Here is a 16,018-nt window from a genome sequence, read left to right as displayed (position 1 = left end):
TGGGCATGAACACTTTTTTTAAGCTCACCGCCGTCGCGGGCCTGCTGCTTATGGCAGGCCAGGCGCTGGCTGTGGACGACATCACTCGTGCTGACCAGATTCCGGTTTTAAAAGAAGAGCCTCAGCACGCTACGGTGAGCGAGCGAGTCACTTCTCGCTTCACCCGTTCCCATTATCGCCAGTTCGATCTCGACAACGCGTTTTCAGCCAAAATTTTCGACCGCTATTTGAACCTGCTGGACTATAGCCACAACGTTTTGCTGGCGAGCGATGTCGAGCAGTTCGCGCAAAAGAAAAATGCCATTGGCGATGAGTTGCGCACCGGGAAATTAGATGTCTTTTATGATCTCTATAACCTTGCGCAAAAACGCCGGTTTGAGCGTTATCAGTATGCGTTGAAGGTGCTGGAACGTCCGATGGATTTCACCGGTAACGACACTTTCGACGTCGACCGCAGCAAAGCGCCGTGGCCGAAAAGCGAAGAGGCGTTAAACCAGCTCTGGGATAGCAAAGTAAAATTCGACGAGCTAAGCCTGAAGCTGACCGGCAAAACGGACAAAGAAATCCGCGAAACGCTGACTAAGCGTTACAAGTTCGCCATTCGCCGTCTGGCGCAAACGAACAGCGAAGATGTGTTCTCACTGGCGATGACCGCGTTCGCCCATGAGATAGACCCGCATACCAACTACCTTTCTCCGCGCAATACCGAGCAGTTCAACACGGAAATGAGCCTCTCGCTTGAGGGCATCGGCGCTGTGCTGCAAATGGATGAAGATTATACAGTCATCAACTCCATGGTAGCAGGCGGCCCGGCGGCGAAAAGCAAGGCTATCAGCGTTGGCGACCGTATCGTCGGGGTAGGGCAGGTGGGCCAGCAGATTCAGGATGTGATCGGCTGGCGTCTTGACGATGTCGTCGCGCTCATCAAAGGGCCGAAAGGCAGCAAAGTGCGCCTTGAGATCCTGCCTGCCGGTAAAGGCACCAAGACCCGCATCATTACGCTTACGCGTGAGCGGATTCGTCTTGAAGACCGTGCCGTTAAAATGACGGTGAAAACGGTAGGTAAAGAGAAAGTCGGCGTGCTGGATATCCCAGGCTTCTATGTCGGCCTGACGGACGACGTTAAGGTTCAACTTCAGAAGCTTGAGAAGCAGAACGTCAACAGCGTGATTATCGATCTGCGCTCTAACGGCGGCGGCGCGCTGACGGAAGCGGTTTCGCTCTCCGGCCTGTTTATTCCAGGCGGTCCGGTGGTGCAGGTGCGTGATAACAACGGCAAAGTTCGCGAAGACAGCGATAACGACGGCGTGGTTTATTACAAAGGTCCGCTGGTGGTCATGGTTGACCGCTTCAGTGCGTCCGCTTCGGAAATCTTTGCCGCAGCGATGCAGGACTACGGCCGCGCGCTGATTGTTGGCGAGCCTACCTTTGGCAAAGGCACCGTGCAGCAGTACCGTTCGCTGAACCGCATCTACGATCAGATGCTGCGCCCGGAATGGCCGGCGCTGGGTTCTGTACAGTACACCATCCAGAAATTCTACCGCATCAATGGCGGCAGTACGCAGCGTAAGGGCGTAACGCCGGATATCATGATGCCGACCGGCAACGAAGAGACCGAAACCGGCGAGAAATTCGAGGATAACGCGCTGCCATGGGATAGCATCAACGCCGCAACCTTTGTGAAATCTGGCGATCTCGCGCCGTTTGGCCCGGAGTTGCTTAAAGATCACAACGATCGCATCGCCAAAGATCCTGAGTTCCAGTACATCATTAAAGACATTGCGCGCTTTAATGCGCTGAAAGAGAAGCGTAACCAGGTTTCGCTGAATCTTGCCCAGCGTGAGAAAGAGAACCAGGAAGAAGACGCGACGCGGCTGGCGCGAATTAATGACCGCTATCAGCGGGCAGGTAAACCGCCGATTAAGAAGCTTGAAGATCTGCCGAAGGATTATCAGGAGCCGGATCCGTATCTGGACGAAACCGTCCATATCGCCCTGGACCTGGCGCATCTGGAAAAAGCGAAAACGCCGGAAAAACCCGCCGCCAGTAAGTAATCTCTCCCCAAACAGGCACATAGTTATGTGCCTGTTTTTTTACCTTTCTATAACCGCAGTCAGTTAAATGCTACAAAATGTAAAGTTACGTATTTTTAGGCACTTGCTTTCACGCTGTGCTTGAAAATGGCGCGCGGGACCCTACGATGTGTGTAATCGCATAAGGCGTATTGTTAAACCGAGGTAAAAAGAAAATTATGATGCGAATCGCGCTCTTCCTGTTAACCAACCTTGCCGTCATGGTTGTCTTCGGGCTGGTGCTCAGCCTGACAGGAATTCAGTCCAGCAGCGTGCAAGGGCTGTTGATTATGGCGCTGTTATTTGGTTTTGGCGGCTCGTTTGTTTCGCTACTGATGTCCAAATGGATGGCGCTGCGTTCGGTAGGCGGCGAGGTTATTGAACAACCGCGTAATGAAACCGAGCGCTGGTTGATGGATACCGTTGCGCAGCAGTCTCGCCAGGCGGGTATTGCCATGCCGCAGGTGGCTATCTATCACGCGCCAGATATTAACGCCTTCGCAACCGGCGCGCGTCGCAACGCTTCGCTGGTGGCCGTCAGCACCGGGCTTTTGCAAAACATGAGCCGCGGCGAAGCCGAAGCGGTTATCGCGCACGAAATTAGCCACATTGCGAACGGCGATATGGTGACCATGACGCTAATTCAGGGCGTGGTGAACACCTTCGTTATCTTTATCTCTCGTATCATTGCGCAGATCGCAGCAGGTTTCCTCGGCGGCAACCGCGACGAGGGCGAAGAGAGCAACGGCAACCCGCTGATCTATTTTGCTGTCGCAACGGTACTGGAACTGGTGTTTGGTATTCTGGCGAGCATTATCACCATGTGGTTTTCCCGCTACCGTGAGTTCCACGCCGATGCGGGTTCAGCGAAACTGGTGGGCCGCGAGAAGATGATCGCCGCGCTTCAGCGCCTGAAAACCAGCTATGAGCCGCAGGAAGCAAGCAGCATGATGGCGTTCTGCATCAACGGGAAATCAAAGTCCCTGAGCGAACTTTTCATGACTCACCCGCCGCTGGATAAACGTATCGAAGCGCTGCGCAGCGGGCAGTATTTGAAATAAACAAAACGATAGACAGAAAGCGCGCCTCAGGGCGCGCTTTTTTTTTGCTTACTGCACAGGCCGCTAATCGTCTGAACTCAGGTTGCTTATTGATTACGCGAAAGGTCGTTACGCCACATCGCCATCCAGTATCTACCCCGCCAGGGCGATAGCCCTGACTTTTGCAGTTGCATCAACTCCCGCTTTTGCCTCATCTGACCCATCGCATTACGCTGTTTCCCGATGCATCCCGGTAATAATCATGTAAAAGAAGAGATTGGCCTGCTTTATTTCGGTTTTATGTCGCAGATTTGCCACCAACAGGCAGAGATTCATTGCGGCGCAAGTGGTGCGAAATTATAATAAAAACCGGTTCTGATTTTTATAAAACAAATGCGATCTGAGGTGATCAATGGCAATCGCAGATTTGGATAAACAACCGGACTCCGTCTCTTCGGTTCTGAAGGTTTTTGGCATTCTTCAGGCGCTGGGCGAAGAACGTGAAATTGGTATCACCGAGTTGTCGCAACGCGTCATGATGTCGAAAAGCACGGTTTATCGCTTTTTACAAACCATGAAATCGTTGGGTTATGTTGCTCAGGAAGGCGAGTCGGAAAAATATTCTCTGACCTTAAAACTGTTTGAGCTGGGCGCGCGCGCATTACAGAATGTCGATCTTATCCGCAGTGCGGATATCCAGATGCGTGAACTGTCGCGCCTGACCAAAGAGACAATCCATCTGGGCGCGCTGGATGAAGACAGTATTGTTTACATCCATAAAATCGATTCCATGTATAACCTGCGCATGTACTCGCGTATTGGTCGCCGCAACCCGCTTTACAGTACGGCGATTGGCAAAGTTTTGCTGGCCTGGCGCGACCGTGAAGAGGTTAAGCAGATCCTTACCGGCGTTGAGTATACCCGCAGCACGGCCCGCACTATCACCAGCACTGAAGAGCTATTAAGCGTGCTGGATAAAGTACGCGAGCAAGGCTATGGCGAAGATAACGAAGAGCAGGAAGAAGGGCTGCGTTGTATCGCCGTACCGGTATTCGACCGTTTTGGCGTAGTCATTGCGGGGTTAAGTATCTCTTTCCCGACGCTGCGTTTCTCTGAAGAACGTCTCCACGAATATGTGGAGATCCTGCACAACGCCGCGCGCAAAATCTCTGAGCAGATGGGCTATAACGCTTACCCGTTCTGATGCCGCAGGCCGCAGCCTGGCTGCGGCCTGTTCTTTTAATCGACCACGTTCTCCACTTTATGCAGCACCGGGCAGGCGGAAACGCCAATCACACCGCTGTCGCTATGAATAAATTGCCTGTTGACGACATCCCGCGCAGTAAGATATCTGCACTCCAGACCCATTCCCGCTGCGTTTTCAGTGCTGGATATGATGATGCCGTATCCGCTAAACAGTAGCGCAAGCCAGGCTAAAGCCAGTATGCCTGCCACTCTTAACGCTAAGCGCATCCTTGTCTCCTTTCTCTGTTCTCACTGATTTAGCCTGCTGCGCTTTACGTTGCGTAACAAGTCAATGATTCCTAAATTAACGACTTAGCTATAGAGTGACGTTTGGTTTAAGGTGCGCGAGGTACACTAAACCGGTAATGCGCAGAAGCGGAGAGGGTAGTGAAAAAATTCAGATGGGCTATTTTGCTGGCCGTGCTGGTGGCCTGTTTACTGTTATGGGCGCAAATGCTTAATGTCATGTGCGATCAGGATGTTCAGTTTTTCAGCGGCATCTGTACGATTAACAAATTTATTCCCTGGTAGGCGCATTTTTTTCTGAAATGATATCCTTCGCTGCGGGCAATGGTAGAATAGCCCGTCTTTTTGAGGTGGTAACATGAACGAATTAATGAATTCTGGCGCGTTAAATATTGCTGCGCTCGTACTTTCTTTGCTGGTTACGCTTGTCGGTCTGGTCGTCTGGTTCTTTGTTAATCGCGCAAGCGTCAGAGCCAATGAACAGATAGCGTTGCTCGAAGCGCTGCTTGAGCAGCAGAAACGACAAAATGCGCTGCTTCGCCGCCTTTGCGACGCCAACGAGCCGGAGGCTGCCTCAGCGGCGCCTGCTGAAAAACCGCAATCGCCCGCCGACGATTTTGTCCGTCTGGTTGCTGAACGCTAACGCAATCGGGCACAGCGAATATGGCCTGGCGCAATCCCTTTTTCGATCCTGCCAAACCCCATCACTTGCCTGGCGGTTTTCGTAATCTTTCCCCTGTTGGTCATGGGCCGGGTGACGTTCAACGCTGGCAAAATGAGCGAAAAGCGCAGGGGCTGCCTCATGCGCCGCAGGGCGGCTACGCCGCATTTATTGAACAGTGGTGGCAGCCAGCAGAAATTAGCGGCGATGAGGACGGACTCTGGTGGCTTGGTCATGCCTCGTTATTGCTGCGCATTAACGGGCTTTATATTCTCACCGATCCGGTTTTTTCAAACCGCGCGTCGCCATTACGTTTTTATGGGCCGCAGCGCAGAACCCCGCCCGCGTTACGGTCCGCAGATCTCCCCGCGCTGGACGCCGTGTTTATCTCGCACAATCACTATGATCATCTCGACAGAGCTACGGTGCGCGAGCTTCACCGGCGTTTCCCGCAAGTTCAGTTTTTTGTGCCGCTGGGATTGAAGCGCTGGTTCGCCCGGCTTGGTGTTAAACGCGTCACTGAGCTGGACTGGTGGCAAAGCGTGAACTGGCAGGGACTGACGTTGACTTGCGTACCGGCGCAACACTGGAGCATGCGTACGTTGTGGGACAGGGATCGCACGTTATGGTGCGGTTGGGTTGCCCAAAGCGAAAGCCTGCGCTTCTGGTTTAGCGGCGATACCGGCTATATGCCGGAGCTCCTGCAAATTCCTGAACGGCTTGGCCCGCTCGATGCGGCAGCTATTCCGGTTGGCGCATATGCGCCGCGCTGGTTTATGTGGCCGCATCATATGGACCCTGAAAACGCGGTTCGACTCTGGCAACAGCTTGGGCGACCCCTTAGCGTTCCTGTTCACTGGGGCGTTTTTGAACTGGCGGATGAAGCGCTGGATGCGCCCCCTCGTGAACTACTGGCGGAACTCCACAAACAAAATGAAGCTATCGAAACGTTTTCCCCGCTTAAAATTGGTCAATATTTATCCCTGACTGGCAATAAGCTTTAATTATTATATTAACCTGCATACATAATAATTGCGTGCTTTACAGACTGTCTGTTTTATATTCGAAGCGAGATTTCCGCCCCGTTTTGATGCAACGTCATTAAATCGTCATTATTTTAGTGCAGCCTGTATTAAAAAATTGTACAAGCTTTATTCTTCTGTACATATTAGCCAGACTTACCACTCTTTAAGTGGGGCATAAGAAATTACTTATTTTTCTTTTTTCATATTTGAAGATGCGATAAAAATTATAACCATATGCTTTTTTTGGTTTAAGAATGTTCTTAGTCGTCTGGACGAACCGAAGTTGTTGAGCTATGGTAAAAAAGTCCTTTACGGACATCTTCTTCTGCATAACGAAAATCGTTAAGCGGCAGAGTGTTAGCCGCAAAAACAGGCTTCCATGACAGAGGCTTTGTTAGCTGGCTATGAATATGTGCGTTAGATCGATACACGTATAAAAATGGCTTGCCATTATTTACGTTGTATGTGATAACAGCTTGTGGGTCAAACGAGGTACAGTTCTGTTTATGTGTGGCATTTTCAGTAAAGAAGTCCTGAGTAAACACGTTGTCGTTGAATACCGCTTCTCTGCCGAACCTTATTTTAGTGCCTCATGCAGTAATGTCTCAGTTTTATCTCAGTAATGCCTGCGGGCGATGAAAATACTCTTAAGGAATTTGCAAAATGGCAAAGATCAAAGGTCAAGTTAAGTGGTTCAACGAGTCTAAAGGTTTTGGTTTCATTACTCCGGCAGACGGCAGCAAAGATGTATTCGTACACTTTTCTGCAATCCAGGGTAACGGCTTCAAAACTCTGGCTGAAGGCCAGAACGTAGAGTTCGAAATTCAGGACGGCCAGAAAGGTCCGGCAGCAGTTAACGTAACTGCTATCTGATCGCATAAGCGCTGACCTTGTGTTGCCTCGCGCGCACAAGTCAGACAGAGTCTAAAGCCTCGCGTTTGCGGGGCTTTTGTTTTTCTTCCTTCCTTTATTGCCCTCTTTGTATCGTTTCCCCTTACGCTGAATCGCGTTACACTTGCGGCCTTTTACAGGTGCCGGAGTTTTTATATCTTTTATCTGTCCGCTTTGCCACGCCCCGTTGAAGATAGCGGCGAAAAGCTATCGTTGTCCGCAGGGGCATCAGTTTGATATGGCGAAAGAGGGATATGTAAACCTGATGCCGGTACAACATAAGCGTTCAAAAGATCCGGGCGATAGCGCTGAAATGATGCTGGCCCGTCGCGCTTTTCTTGAGGCCGGGCATTACGATCCGCTGCGAAAGGCGGTGGGGGAGTCGCTTGTAACTTTTTTGCCGGAGCAGGCGGAAGCCATACTGGATATTGGTTGCGGCGAAGGATATTACACGGCCTTTTTTGCAGATCTTGTAGCAGGAAAAGGCGCCTGCGCTTACGGGCTGGATGTTTCTAAAACCGCCATCCGTTTTGCCGCGAAGCGTTATCCGCAAGCGAAGTTCTGTGTTGCTTCAAGCCATCGCCTGCCGTTTGCTGATGCCTCGCTGGATGCGGTTATTCGTATTTACGCGCCCTGTAAAGCGCAGGAACTGGCCCGCGTGGTTAAACCGGGTGGGGTGGTTATCACCGTAGCGCCTGGGCCGCGTCATCTGGTGCAGTTAAAAGGGTTAATTTATGAAAACGTGCAGTTGCACGCGCCGGATAACGAAACGCTGACAGGTTTCCATCTCGCCCAGCAGCATGCTCTGGCATATCCAATGTCGCTTACGGGGGCGGAAGCTGCCGCGCTATTGCAGATGACGCCGTTTGCCTGGCGAGCGAGAGCGCAAGTGCGCGAGCAGTTAACCCGGCAAGAGGCTTTTGATTGTGAAACCGATTTTTGTATGCGCGTGTGGGTGCGTGAACATTAAGAGGCGAAATGGCTCCAGAGGATCTGGCAACCGATACCAATCAACACCAGTCCGCCTAAGATCTCGGCCCGCTTGCCCAGCAGCGGGCCAATGAACCGACCTACCATGATACCGAGCGTGGACATAACCAGCGTGGCGCAGCCAATCGCAAGCGCAGTATAGAGAATATTCACTTGCAGGAAAGCCAGACCCACGCCGACCGCCATGGCATCCAGGCTTGTGGCGAAAGCCGTAGTGACCAGAAGCCAGAAGCTGTGACGACGCAGCGGCGCTGTCGCTTCCTCGCCGCCGCCGCGCACCCCTTCGATAACCATTCGCGTACCCAGAAAAGCGAGTAAAACAAAGGCGACCCAGTGGTTCCATTCCATCACGAAATGCGTCGCAACTTGGCCCAGCGCCCAGCCAACCAGCGGGGTAATCGCTTCGATAACGCCAAAGATGAGGCCTGTGCGTAACGCTTCGCCAAAGCGGGGCTTGTGCAACGTAGCGCCTTTACCGATAGAAGCGGCAAACGCGTCCATCGACATGCCAAAAGCGAGAAGAAGAGTGGCGGAAAGATTCATTGCTACGTCCTGACCGGGAGGATCCATATACACGCCACTGCCCCCAGTAAACAGCAGTTAGCGTGCCTATGGTCTCGCCTGACTGACGGTTGTCAGTCCGTACGCGCCACGTTTTTCAACGAGTATGTTGACGCGTACATTTCCGTTTGCAGAAATCGGCTACTCCCCAACGACGGGCGCAACCTTAACATAATTAAGCGCGCGGAGACAACAAACGAAAATAGTATTTTATTATGTTGGCGATAACGATTTTCATTTATCTCGTTGTGAATAAATTGTAGCGCAATAAGAAAACGAAAATTTAAACAAATATAGCAAAGGCTATAATGCAGGCTGTTTTTTATACATAAGAGATAGCCGGAGCTATATATTTATCTCATTGAGTTTTAAGTAAAAGATGGTAGATGCTTTCCAGGTCGTCGATATTTCTTACGCGAACAAGCAGCCGCCGATGTTCTAATTCCATTACCAGCACGCCATCTTCAGATAAATTCATAGCTTTAATGCGGTTATATTTCACCCAAACCCCGGACAAGAAAAACCCCTGTGGTTTAAAGCGAATTTTAGGAATGCGGATCCAGAAAAGGTAAATAACCACCAGCGCGAGCGCGCATAGTAGCCATAAGGTCAGCGGCGCGCCCTGTTGCGTAACGTTTTGATAGATAAGAATGGCGATAAGGCCAACGAAAATGAGGCTGTCGACGCGGCTGCGGCGCAGCAAGGGCACCGCCAACAACGTCTTGCCGCAGCGTTTATCCAGTATCCATTCGTCGTAGATAGCCCAGACAAGCAGCGCGAGCGTAAACAGCAGTAAAACTCCATCCGTAAGCGTCATACTTTCCCCATAAAAAACGGGGGCAAAAGCCCCCGAAAGTGCGTGAAAATTTACTGGCCGAGTAAGCCAACCGCATAACCGGCGATGCCGATGATGAAGAAGCCCACGATGATCCACAGCGGGTTGACCTTCTTGCGCAGGAGCCACATACAGGCGAAGGTCAGCAGCAGCGGCACCAGTCCCGGCATCAGCTGGTCGAGGATAGTCTGCACCGTGGTGACCTTTTCAGCCCCCGTCTGGTCGGTAATACGCGATACCACAAGAGGAATGTTGACGTGGGTCCACTTGTTAACCAGCGCGCCCATGACAAACAGGCCCAGTATCGACGCCCCCTCCGTCAGCTTCTGCAAAAATCCGCCGCCCATATCTTTTACAATATCCACCCCTTTACGGTAGCCGTAAGCGACGCCGTAGTAGCGTGTGGCGAGACGGATAACATTGAAAAGTACGAAGAAGAGCAAGGGACCAAGCAAGCTGCCGCTCATGGCGATGCCTGCGCCAAGCGCGGCAAAGACCGGACGCACGGTGCCCCAGAAAATCGGGTCGCCCACGCCGGCGAGCGGCCCCATCAGGCCGACTTTGATACCGTTTATCGCACCGTCGTCTATCGCGGCGCCGTTGGCGCGCTGTTCTTCCATCGCGAGCGTTACGCCAAGCACCGGCGCGGCGACATACGGATGGGTGTTAAAAAACTCCAGATGGCGCTTGATAGCCTGGCGGCGCGCTTCGTTGTTTTCCGGGTAAAGACGCTTGATGACCGGCACCATTGAGAAGCAGAAGCCCAGCGCCTGCATACGTTCGAAGTTCCATGAACCCTGGAAGAGGTTAGAGCGAAGAAATACGCTGCGAACATCGCCAGGAGTGAGTTTTTTCTCGCCTGTTGTTTTTGTCATATCAACCATTTCGCTCACCTGTTAATCCAGTTCGTTATCAAGATCGTTAGCACCGCCGGCCTGCGCAGGGGCCGCCGCGGAACGGTTGTATTTCGGGCTCAGTTGAATATAAAGCACCGCCATCACCGCGCCGATAACCCCCAGCGCCACCAGGTTAAAGTCGGTAAACGCCGCGGTGACGAAGCCCAGATAAAAGAACGGCATCAGGTAGCCTGCGCGCATCATGTTAATGACCATCGCATAACCTACGACCACAATCATGCCGCCGGCGATGTTAAGCCCGCCCGTGACCACTTCCGGAATGGCGTTCAGCATGTTCTGCACTTCGCTGGTGCCGACGGAAATCGCCACAATAACAGCCGGAATAGCGATGCGCATCGCCTGGAGGAAGAGGGAAGAGACGTGGATCCACGAAAGCGCCGTCAGATTGCCTTTCTCCGCCGCGCTGTCCGCCGCGTGCTGAAAGCCCACGGTGATGGTACGAACGATGATAGTCAGCACCTGGCCCGCTGCCGCAAGAGGAATAGCCAGCGCGATGCCTGCGCCTATGCTCTGATGGCCCGCGATGACCAGGATGGTGGAAATGATGGAAGCCAGCGCCGCATCGGGCGCCACGGCGGCGCCGATGTTCATCCAGCCGAGCGCTATCATCTCCAGCGTACCGCCGATGATAATGCCGGTTTTCATATCGCCCAGCACGGCGCCCACCAGCGTACAAGCCACCAGCGGCCGGTGGAACTGAAATTCATCCAGCACCGATTCCATACCGGCAATACAGGCGACGATGAACACCAGCACAATCTGAAGAGTGGTAATCTCCATTGTACTTCTCCTATGCCATTAACAACGTAAGTGTGAACTGAATAAAGGTCTTCAGGGCAGCGCCGCTTTAGCGCGCCACTTTGCTGATTAAATCCATCATTTTCAGTTTGGGATCGTTGGAAACTTTACGAACTTCCAGCTCAATGCCGCGCTCGTTAAGCTTGCGAAAAGCGTCGATATCTTTTTCATCCACCGACACGGCGTTATTGACCTGGGTTTTACCCTGCCGGTAAGCCATGCCGCCGATATTGACTGAGGTGATTTTCACGCCGCCTTCGACAAGACGTTCCACGTCGGTCGGGTTTGTGAAGAGCAACATAACGCGCTCGCCTGCATATTTAGGGTTGTTATAGACGCGAATCATTTTGGCGACGTCGACCACATGCGCCGTCACGCCGGGCGGCGCGACCTGCGTCAGCAGCGTTTTACGCACCGTGTCGGCGGCCACTTCGTCGCTGACCACAATGATGCGCGAGACATTCGTCTCTTTGGTCCAGCGCGTCGCTACCTGGCCGTGAATCAACCGGTCATCGATGCGCGCAAGACCTATCACCATGTAATCATTCGGGCCCATGGGCTTAGCCGGCGCGGCTGCTTTTGGCGCAGCGGCGACAGGTGCGGCGGGGGCCGTTTTTTCTGCCGGCTTCGCTTTAAGCGCCTTCACGCCTTCCCGGCCCGTTTCGACCGCCAGCGCCACCAGCTCGTCAAATGCAGGGTTGTCGTCGCGGGCCATCAGGGTTTCGACCAGCATGGGAATATTGACGCCAGCGACAACTTCATAATGCTCTTTATCGACGACAATACGGCTGGCAGCGTTGAACGGGCTGCCGCCCCAGGTATCGACGAGAAACAGCACACCGCCTGTTGTATCCAGCTTCTGTAGTTGGGCGTTGTATTTTTCAATCAGCGTCTCGGCATTTTCGCCGGGAACAAAATCAATCCAGCCAACATTTTCCTGCTCGCCTAACAGCATCTCGGCGGTTTTCAGCAGTTGTTCCGCAGCCCAGCCATGTGTGCCTATAACAATAGCAATAGTCACTTGCTACCTCCTTTGTGAGTCCTCATGCGCCTTTATGACGCCTCAGGAACGCGTATCGGCGTACCGAATCAATGCAAAAAAAGGGGTTTATTAATAAAAAGAACCTGTTACGTGAATTATTTTAGACAGTGAAAAAATAATTTATGTGACGAAGCTCTGTTATTGAGGCATGTCTCCCGTCTGTGCCACGATGGGCTAAAATATGGGCGAAGAAAGTGTCAGTGTAATTGCAAATTCTGGTAAATCTTTGCCAAAGCCGTTATGCCTTTGTTAATGTAGCCGTCTGTTTAATTTTAAGGAGTAGCGGGCAGCAGCCCACCCTATGGACCGTCACCGACGCCGTTTCACCTTCTGGCCCAACGCGGCCGTGCGCCAGCCTGGCGTTTTTCAGCTTTATTCCTCTGTTTATTCTCTTTTAGCGCCCACACAGTCTGGGGTGCCGTTTAGTCATTCCTTCAGCAGGAGCAACGCATGGAATTCTTAATGGACCCCTCTATCTGGGCGGGCTTATTAACGCTGGTTGTGCTGGAAATTGTTCTCGGCATCGACAATCTCGTGTTTATCGCCATTCTTGCCGATAAACTGCCGCCTAAACAGCGTGACAAAGCGCGCCTTATTGGCCTTTCACTGGCGTTGTTTATGCGCCTCGGCCTGCTGTCGCTTATTTCGTGGATGGTGACGCTAACCCGCCCGCTGTTTACCGTCTGGGATTTCACCTTCTCAGGGCGTGATTTAATCATGCTGCTCGGGGGTATTTTCCTGCTGTTCAAGGCGACGACCGAGCTGCACGAAAGGCTGGAAAACCGTCAGCATGACGATACCCATGGCAAAGGCTACGCCAGCTTCTGGGTGGTGGTGCTGCAAATTGTGGTGCTGGACGCCGTGTTCTCGCTGGATGCGGTCATCACCGCCGTCGGCATGGTTAACCACCTGCCAGTGATGATGGCGGCAGTGGTTATTGCGATGGGCGTGATGCTGCTCGCGTCGAAACCGCTTACGAACTTTGTTAACCAGCATCCAACCGTCGTCGTGCTCTGCCTGAGCTTCCTGTTGATGATCGGCCTGAGCCTGGTGGCGGAAGGGTTTGGCTTCCATATTCCGAAAGGTTACCTCTACGCGGCTATCGGCTTCTCTATCATCATTGAGCTGTTTAACCAGATTGCGCGCCGCAACTTTATCAAGCATCAGTCGCGCCTGCCGCTGCGCGCCCGTACGGCAGAAGCTATCCTGCGCCTGATGGGCAACCGTCGCCAGAAAAGCGCGCAGCCGGAGCAGGAAAGCCACTCTTCCGTGGTGCCGGTGCACGATGAGGCTTTTGCAGAAGAAGAGCGTTACATGATCAACGGCGTGCTGACGCTGGCTTCCCGTTCGCTGCGCAGCATCATGACGCCGCGCGGTGAAATTAGCTGGGTAGACGCCGACCGCAGCGTTGATGAAATTCGCGAGCAGTTGCTCTCTTCCCCGCACAGCCTGTTCCCGGTCTGCCGCGGCGAGCTGGATGAGCTGATTGGCGTGGTTCGCGCGAAAGAGTTGCTGATGGCGCTGGAAGAGGGCGTGGATGTCGCGGCTATCGCTTCGGCTACGCCAGCTATCGTCGTGCCGGAAACGCTGGATCCGATCAACCTGCTTGGCGTGCTGCGCCGCGCCCGCGGCAGCTTCGTTATCGTTAATAATGAGTTTGGCGTAGTACAGGGGCTGGTGACGCCGCTGGACGTGCTGGAGGCGATTGCCGGTGAATTCCCGGACGCCGACGAGACGCCGGAAATCATCCGCGACGGCGACGGCTGGCTGGTGAAGGGCAGCACCGACCTGCATGCGTTGCAGCAGCATCTTGAAATCAACACGCTGGTGAATGACGAGGAAGATATTGCTACCGTCGCCGGTCTGGTGATTGCGGTAAACGGCCAGATCCCGCACCCGGGTGACGAGCTTGAAGTCGCGCCGCTTCGCATTACCATTGTTGAGGCGAACAAGTATCGCGTCGATTTAGTGCGGGTAGTAAAAGAGACGCCGCACCACGACGAAGAAGAGTAATCGCTTTAGCGCAACGGCACCGCACGCACTGCGGTGCCGTTTTCCTTTGCCGCTTCAGGCTGATTAGCAAACCACGCCGGGAAAGCGTGCAGCGGCATCGGTCTGGCATAGAGATAGCCCTGCAAAACCGCAACGCCATTACGGCGCAGCCAGGCTGCCTGTTCGGGCGTTTCCACGCCTTCCGCCACTAAATCAATATTCAGCCGTTTCGCCAGCGCGATAATAATATCGGTAACGGTAGAGTTCACGGCGTCAGTGCCAATGGCTGCGGTAAAAGTCTTATCGATTTTCAGCACGTCCGGGTGAAGCATTTCCAGATAGGAAAGCGAGCTCTGGCCAGTGCCGAAGTCATCAATGGCAAGCTTTACGCCCAGACTATGCAAATCTTTAACCACGCGGTAATCGACATCCGGCAGGGCATCCCGCTCGGTCAACTCCAGAAAAAGCGGCTGCACGGGCTGATACGTAAACCAGAATTGTTTTAAATCCTCCACGATTTTACCGCGCCGAAAATGGCTTGCCGCGACGTTAATGCCAATATGAAAGCGCGATGAATCGGGAAAATAATGAAGCTGGCTTGCGGTTGCTTCCAGTACGTAGCGGGTAAGCGGCGCAATCAGGCTTTCCTGTTCAGCGAGCGGAATAAACACATCCGGCGAGATAAACCCCTGACGCGGGTTATTCCAGCGCAGCAAAATTTCCACGCCCGCGCACTGCTGGCTTTGCGCGTTTACCAGCGGTTGACAGTAAACTTCAAACTCCCGTGCCGCCAGACCCAGGTTTATTTCATGCGAAAAGCTCATTCTGCCTGCGGTGGCAAGCCAGGCGATATAACCAATCAGCAAACTTAAAATCAGCGCCAGCGGCAGCTGGCTGGGCAGGAATTTTAAAGCAAGACGATCGCCCGGCGGCCCAATAACCGTCACGGAAAAAGGAAAGCGGCCGGAGACGCCGTCACGCGTTTCAAGTCCGGGTTTGCCAGGCAGGGTTTGCACCACGCCTTTGCCATATTCAAGGTGCGCATCGCCTACGTTCAGCACCACATGGTCAACCCACGGGCGCGCAGGCTCCAGCATCAGCCGCGAAAGCAGTTCGATATTCAGCGCCTGAAGCATGCCATCCTGACCGTCGGCAGAGGTTGGCGTCCAGATAAGCAGCACCGAACTGCCTTTTATCAGCGAATTATCCCGCGTTAACAGCATTTGCGGGAAGGGTGAGGGGAGCTTCGGCTGCAATTGTCGCAGCGTTTCGTTACGGTTGCCGAAGATGCTGGAACAGTAAACGGTGCCGGATTTTACCAGCGCAATGGCACGCAGCGTTTGCAGCCGCGCGCTTTCTATCCGCAGCGGCTCCACCGCCTGCTCACAGGGCTGCCCCACCAGCGGGAACAAGGCGCTACGGCTTGCCGCCAGCGGTTCCAGCAGGCTTTCCACCGTCGAGACGGCGCGGGCAGTAAACAGCGTCACGCGCTGCTCGTTGCGGTTGCGCTCGGTAAGGTAGCGCACGCCTGTAGTCAGCAGCAGCGTCGCAATAGCCAGCGAAAGGCAGACAATGATTCTTTTCCGGCGATAGGTTTTCACTATGCGCTGCGCAGTGAGCATCCCTGGTTGCCCCTTAAGAGAACTGGCTGAAGGTGATTAATAACATAGCAAGTGTAGAAGGGTTCGCGTAGAGAACGTGAC

The 16,018-nt window shown here is 53.3% G+C and carries 17 protein-coding genes and 1 riboswitch; of the genes, 10 read left to right on the top strand and 7 right to left on the bottom strand.

What is annotated here, in order from left to right; translation table 11 throughout:
• Positions 1–5 precede the first annotated feature (5 nt).
• From prc to kdgR, 3 genes are all read left to right on the top strand, one after another.
• On the top strand, positions 6–2,054 hold the full coding sequence (gene prc, locus DW56_RS01340) for a carboxy terminal-processing peptidase (RefSeq protein ID WP_024553317.1): 2,049 nt from the start codon (positions 6–8) through the stop codon (positions 2,052–2,054).
• A 197-nt stretch (positions 2,055–2,251) separates the two neighbouring features.
• Positions 2,252–3,133, top strand: coding sequence for a protease HtpX (htpX, locus tag DW56_RS01335; RefSeq protein WP_024553318.1), 882 nt, complete (start codon positions 2,252–2,254; stop codon positions 3,131–3,133).
• A gap of 391 nt (positions 3,134–3,524) precedes the next feature.
• Positions 3,525–4,316: a DNA-binding transcriptional regulator KdgR gene (kdgR, locus tag DW56_RS01330; protein WP_024553319.1), complete on the top strand. Its 792-nt coding sequence runs from the start codon at positions 3,525–3,527 to the stop codon at positions 4,314–4,316.
• A gap of 35 nt (positions 4,317–4,351) precedes the next feature.
• On the opposite strand, the gene DW56_RS01325 is transcribed toward kdgR, so the two are convergent.
• Entirely contained in the window at positions 4,352–4,585 is a 234-nt protein-coding gene (locus DW56_RS01325; protein ID WP_024553320.1) for a YobH family protein, read from the bottom strand.
• A 159-nt stretch (positions 4,586–4,744) separates the two neighbouring features.
• On the opposite strand from DW56_RS01325, the gene mgrB reads away from it, so the two are divergent.
• From mgrB to rlmA, 6 genes are all read left to right on the top strand, one after another.
• Complete coding sequence (mgrB, locus tag DW56_RS01320) at positions 4,745–4,888, top strand: PhoP/PhoQ regulatory lipoprotein MgrB (protein ID WP_024553321.1); 144 nt, start codon at positions 4,745–4,747, stop codon at positions 4,886–4,888.
• A 73-nt stretch (positions 4,889–4,961) separates the two neighbouring features.
• Positions 4,962–5,246: a YebO family protein gene (locus tag DW56_RS01315; protein ID WP_024553322.1), complete on the top strand. Its 285-nt coding sequence runs from the start codon at positions 4,962–4,964 to the stop codon at positions 5,244–5,246.
• 20 nt (positions 5,247–5,266) lie between these two features.
• Entirely contained in the window at positions 5,267–6,268 is a 1,002-nt protein-coding gene (locus DW56_RS01310; protein ID WP_024553323.1) for an MBL fold metallo-hydrolase, read from the top strand.
• Positions 6,269–6,795: 527 nt separating this feature from the next.
• Positions 6,796–6,912 carry a DUF2627 domain-containing protein gene (locus DW56_RS21145; RefSeq protein WP_049293386.1) on the top strand — a complete coding sequence of 39 codons (117 nt, stop codon included), beginning with the start codon at positions 6,796–6,798 and terminating at the stop codon, positions 6,910–6,912.
• Positions 6,913–6,952: 40 nt separating this feature from the next.
• Positions 6,953–7,162 (top strand): transcription antiterminator/RNA stability regulator CspE, encoded by a 210-nt coding sequence (gene cspE, locus DW56_RS01305; RefSeq protein ID WP_001062678.1) that lies wholly within the window; start codon positions 6,953–6,955, stop codon positions 7,160–7,162.
• A gap of 172 nt (positions 7,163–7,334) precedes the next feature.
• Complete coding sequence (gene rlmA / locus DW56_RS01300) at positions 7,335–8,150, top strand: 23S rRNA (guanine(745)-N(1))-methyltransferase (RefSeq protein WP_024553325.1); 816 nt, start codon at positions 7,335–7,337, stop codon at positions 8,148–8,150.
• Here the strand turns inward: rlmA and mntP are convergent.
• From mntP to manX, 5 genes are all read right to left on the bottom strand, one after another.
• Positions 8,147–8,713 carry a manganese efflux pump MntP gene (mntP, locus tag DW56_RS01295; protein ID WP_024553326.1) on the bottom strand — a complete coding sequence of 189 codons (567 nt, stop codon included), beginning with the start codon at positions 8,711–8,713 and terminating at the stop codon, positions 8,147–8,149. The genes rlmA and mntP overlap by 4 nt on opposite strands.
• A 6-nt stretch (positions 8,714–8,719) precedes the next feature.
• Positions 8,720–8,893, bottom strand: a riboswitch (yybP-ykoY riboswitch).
• A 196-nt stretch (positions 8,894–9,089) separates the two neighbouring features.
• Positions 9,090–9,548 (bottom strand): DUF986 family protein, encoded by a 459-nt coding sequence (locus DW56_RS01290; protein ID WP_024553327.1) that lies wholly within the window; start codon positions 9,546–9,548, stop codon positions 9,090–9,092.
• Positions 9,549–9,598: 50 nt separating this feature from the next.
• Positions 9,599–10,450, bottom strand: a complete 852-nt coding sequence (locus DW56_RS01285; protein WP_024553328.1) for a PTS mannose transporter subunit IID — start codon at positions 10,448–10,450, stop codon at positions 9,599–9,601.
• 12 nt (positions 10,451–10,462) lie between these two features.
• Positions 10,463–11,263, bottom strand: a complete 801-nt coding sequence (locus DW56_RS01280) for a PTS mannose/fructose/sorbose transporter subunit IIC (RefSeq protein WP_024553329.1) — start codon at positions 11,261–11,263, stop codon at positions 10,463–10,465.
• Between the two features lie 67 nt (positions 11,264–11,330).
• Positions 11,331–12,302 (bottom strand): PTS mannose transporter subunit IIAB, encoded by a 972-nt coding sequence (manX, locus tag DW56_RS01275; protein ID WP_024553330.1) that lies wholly within the window; start codon positions 12,300–12,302, stop codon positions 11,331–11,333.
• Between the two features lie 471 nt (positions 12,303–12,773).
• Here manX and yoaE point away from each other — a divergent pair, with 471 nt between their 5' ends.
• Positions 12,774–14,336: a CNNM family cation transport protein YoaE gene (gene yoaE, locus DW56_RS01270; protein WP_024553331.1), complete on the top strand. Its 1,563-nt coding sequence runs from the start codon at positions 12,774–12,776 to the stop codon at positions 14,334–14,336.
• A 5-nt stretch (positions 14,337–14,341) separates the two neighbouring features.
• On the opposite strand, the gene DW56_RS01265 is transcribed toward yoaE, so the two are convergent.
• The gene (locus tag DW56_RS01265; protein WP_024553332.1) at positions 14,342–15,937 is read right to left on the bottom strand and encodes an EAL domain-containing protein; all 1,596 of its coding nucleotides are present in this window, start codon (positions 15,935–15,937) and stop codon (positions 14,342–14,344) included.
• Positions 15,938–16,018 lie beyond the last annotated feature (81 nt).

Origin of the sequence: Franconibacter helveticus LMG 23732 (genome assembly GCF_000463115.2) — a bacterium.
Lineage (GTDB): Bacteria > Pseudomonadota > Gammaproteobacteria > Enterobacterales > Enterobacteriaceae > Franconibacter > Franconibacter helveticus.
The sequence above is the reverse complement of the archived record's forward strand: the minus strand, read 5'-3'. Positions and strand labels throughout refer to the sequence as shown.

Excerpts from the sequence above, each read along its gene's own strand:
- prc (WP_024553317.1), top strand. The coding sequence starts at position 6 with ATGAACACTTTTTTTAAGCTCACCGCCGTCGCGGGCCTGCTGCTTATG.
- htpX (WP_024553318.1), top strand. The coding sequence starts at position 2,252 with ATGATGCGAATCGCGCTCTTCCTGTTAACCAACCTTGCCGTCATGGTT.
- kdgR (WP_024553319.1), top strand. The coding sequence starts at position 3,525 with ATGGCAATCGCAGATTTGGATAAACAACCGGACTCCGTCTCTTCGGTT.
- DW56_RS01325 (WP_024553320.1), bottom strand. The coding sequence starts at position 4,585 with ATGCGCTTAGCGTTAAGAGTGGCAGGCATACTGGCTTTAGCCTGGCTT.
- DW56_RS01315 (WP_024553322.1), top strand. The coding sequence starts at position 4,962 with ATGAACGAATTAATGAATTCTGGCGCGTTAAATATTGCTGCGCTCGTA.
- DW56_RS01310 (WP_024553323.1), top strand. The coding sequence starts at position 5,267 with ATGGCCTGGCGCAATCCCTTTTTCGATCCTGCCAAACCCCATCACTTG.
- DW56_RS21145 (WP_049293386.1), top strand. The coding sequence starts at position 6,796 with ATGTGTGGCATTTTCAGTAAAGAAGTCCTGAGTAAACACGTTGTCGTT.
- cspE (WP_001062678.1), top strand. The coding sequence starts at position 6,953 with ATGGCAAAGATCAAAGGTCAAGTTAAGTGGTTCAACGAGTCTAAAGGT.
- mntP (WP_024553326.1), bottom strand. The coding sequence starts at position 8,713 with ATGAATCTTTCCGCCACTCTTCTTCTCGCTTTTGGCATGTCGATGGAC.
- DW56_RS01290 (WP_024553327.1), bottom strand. The coding sequence starts at position 9,548 with ATGACGCTTACGGATGGAGTTTTACTGCTGTTTACGCTCGCGCTGCTT.
- DW56_RS01285 (WP_024553328.1), bottom strand. The coding sequence starts at position 10,450 with ATGGTTGATATGACAAAAACAACAGGCGAGAAAAAACTCACTCCTGGC.
- DW56_RS01280 (WP_024553329.1), bottom strand. The coding sequence starts at position 11,263 with ATGGAGATTACCACTCTTCAGATTGTGCTGGTGTTCATCGTCGCCTGT.
- yoaE (WP_024553331.1), top strand. The coding sequence starts at position 12,774 with ATGGAATTCTTAATGGACCCCTCTATCTGGGCGGGCTTATTAACGCTG.
- DW56_RS01265 (WP_024553332.1), bottom strand. The coding sequence starts at position 15,937 with ATGCTCACTGCGCAGCGCATAGTGAAAACCTATCGCCGGAAAAGAATC.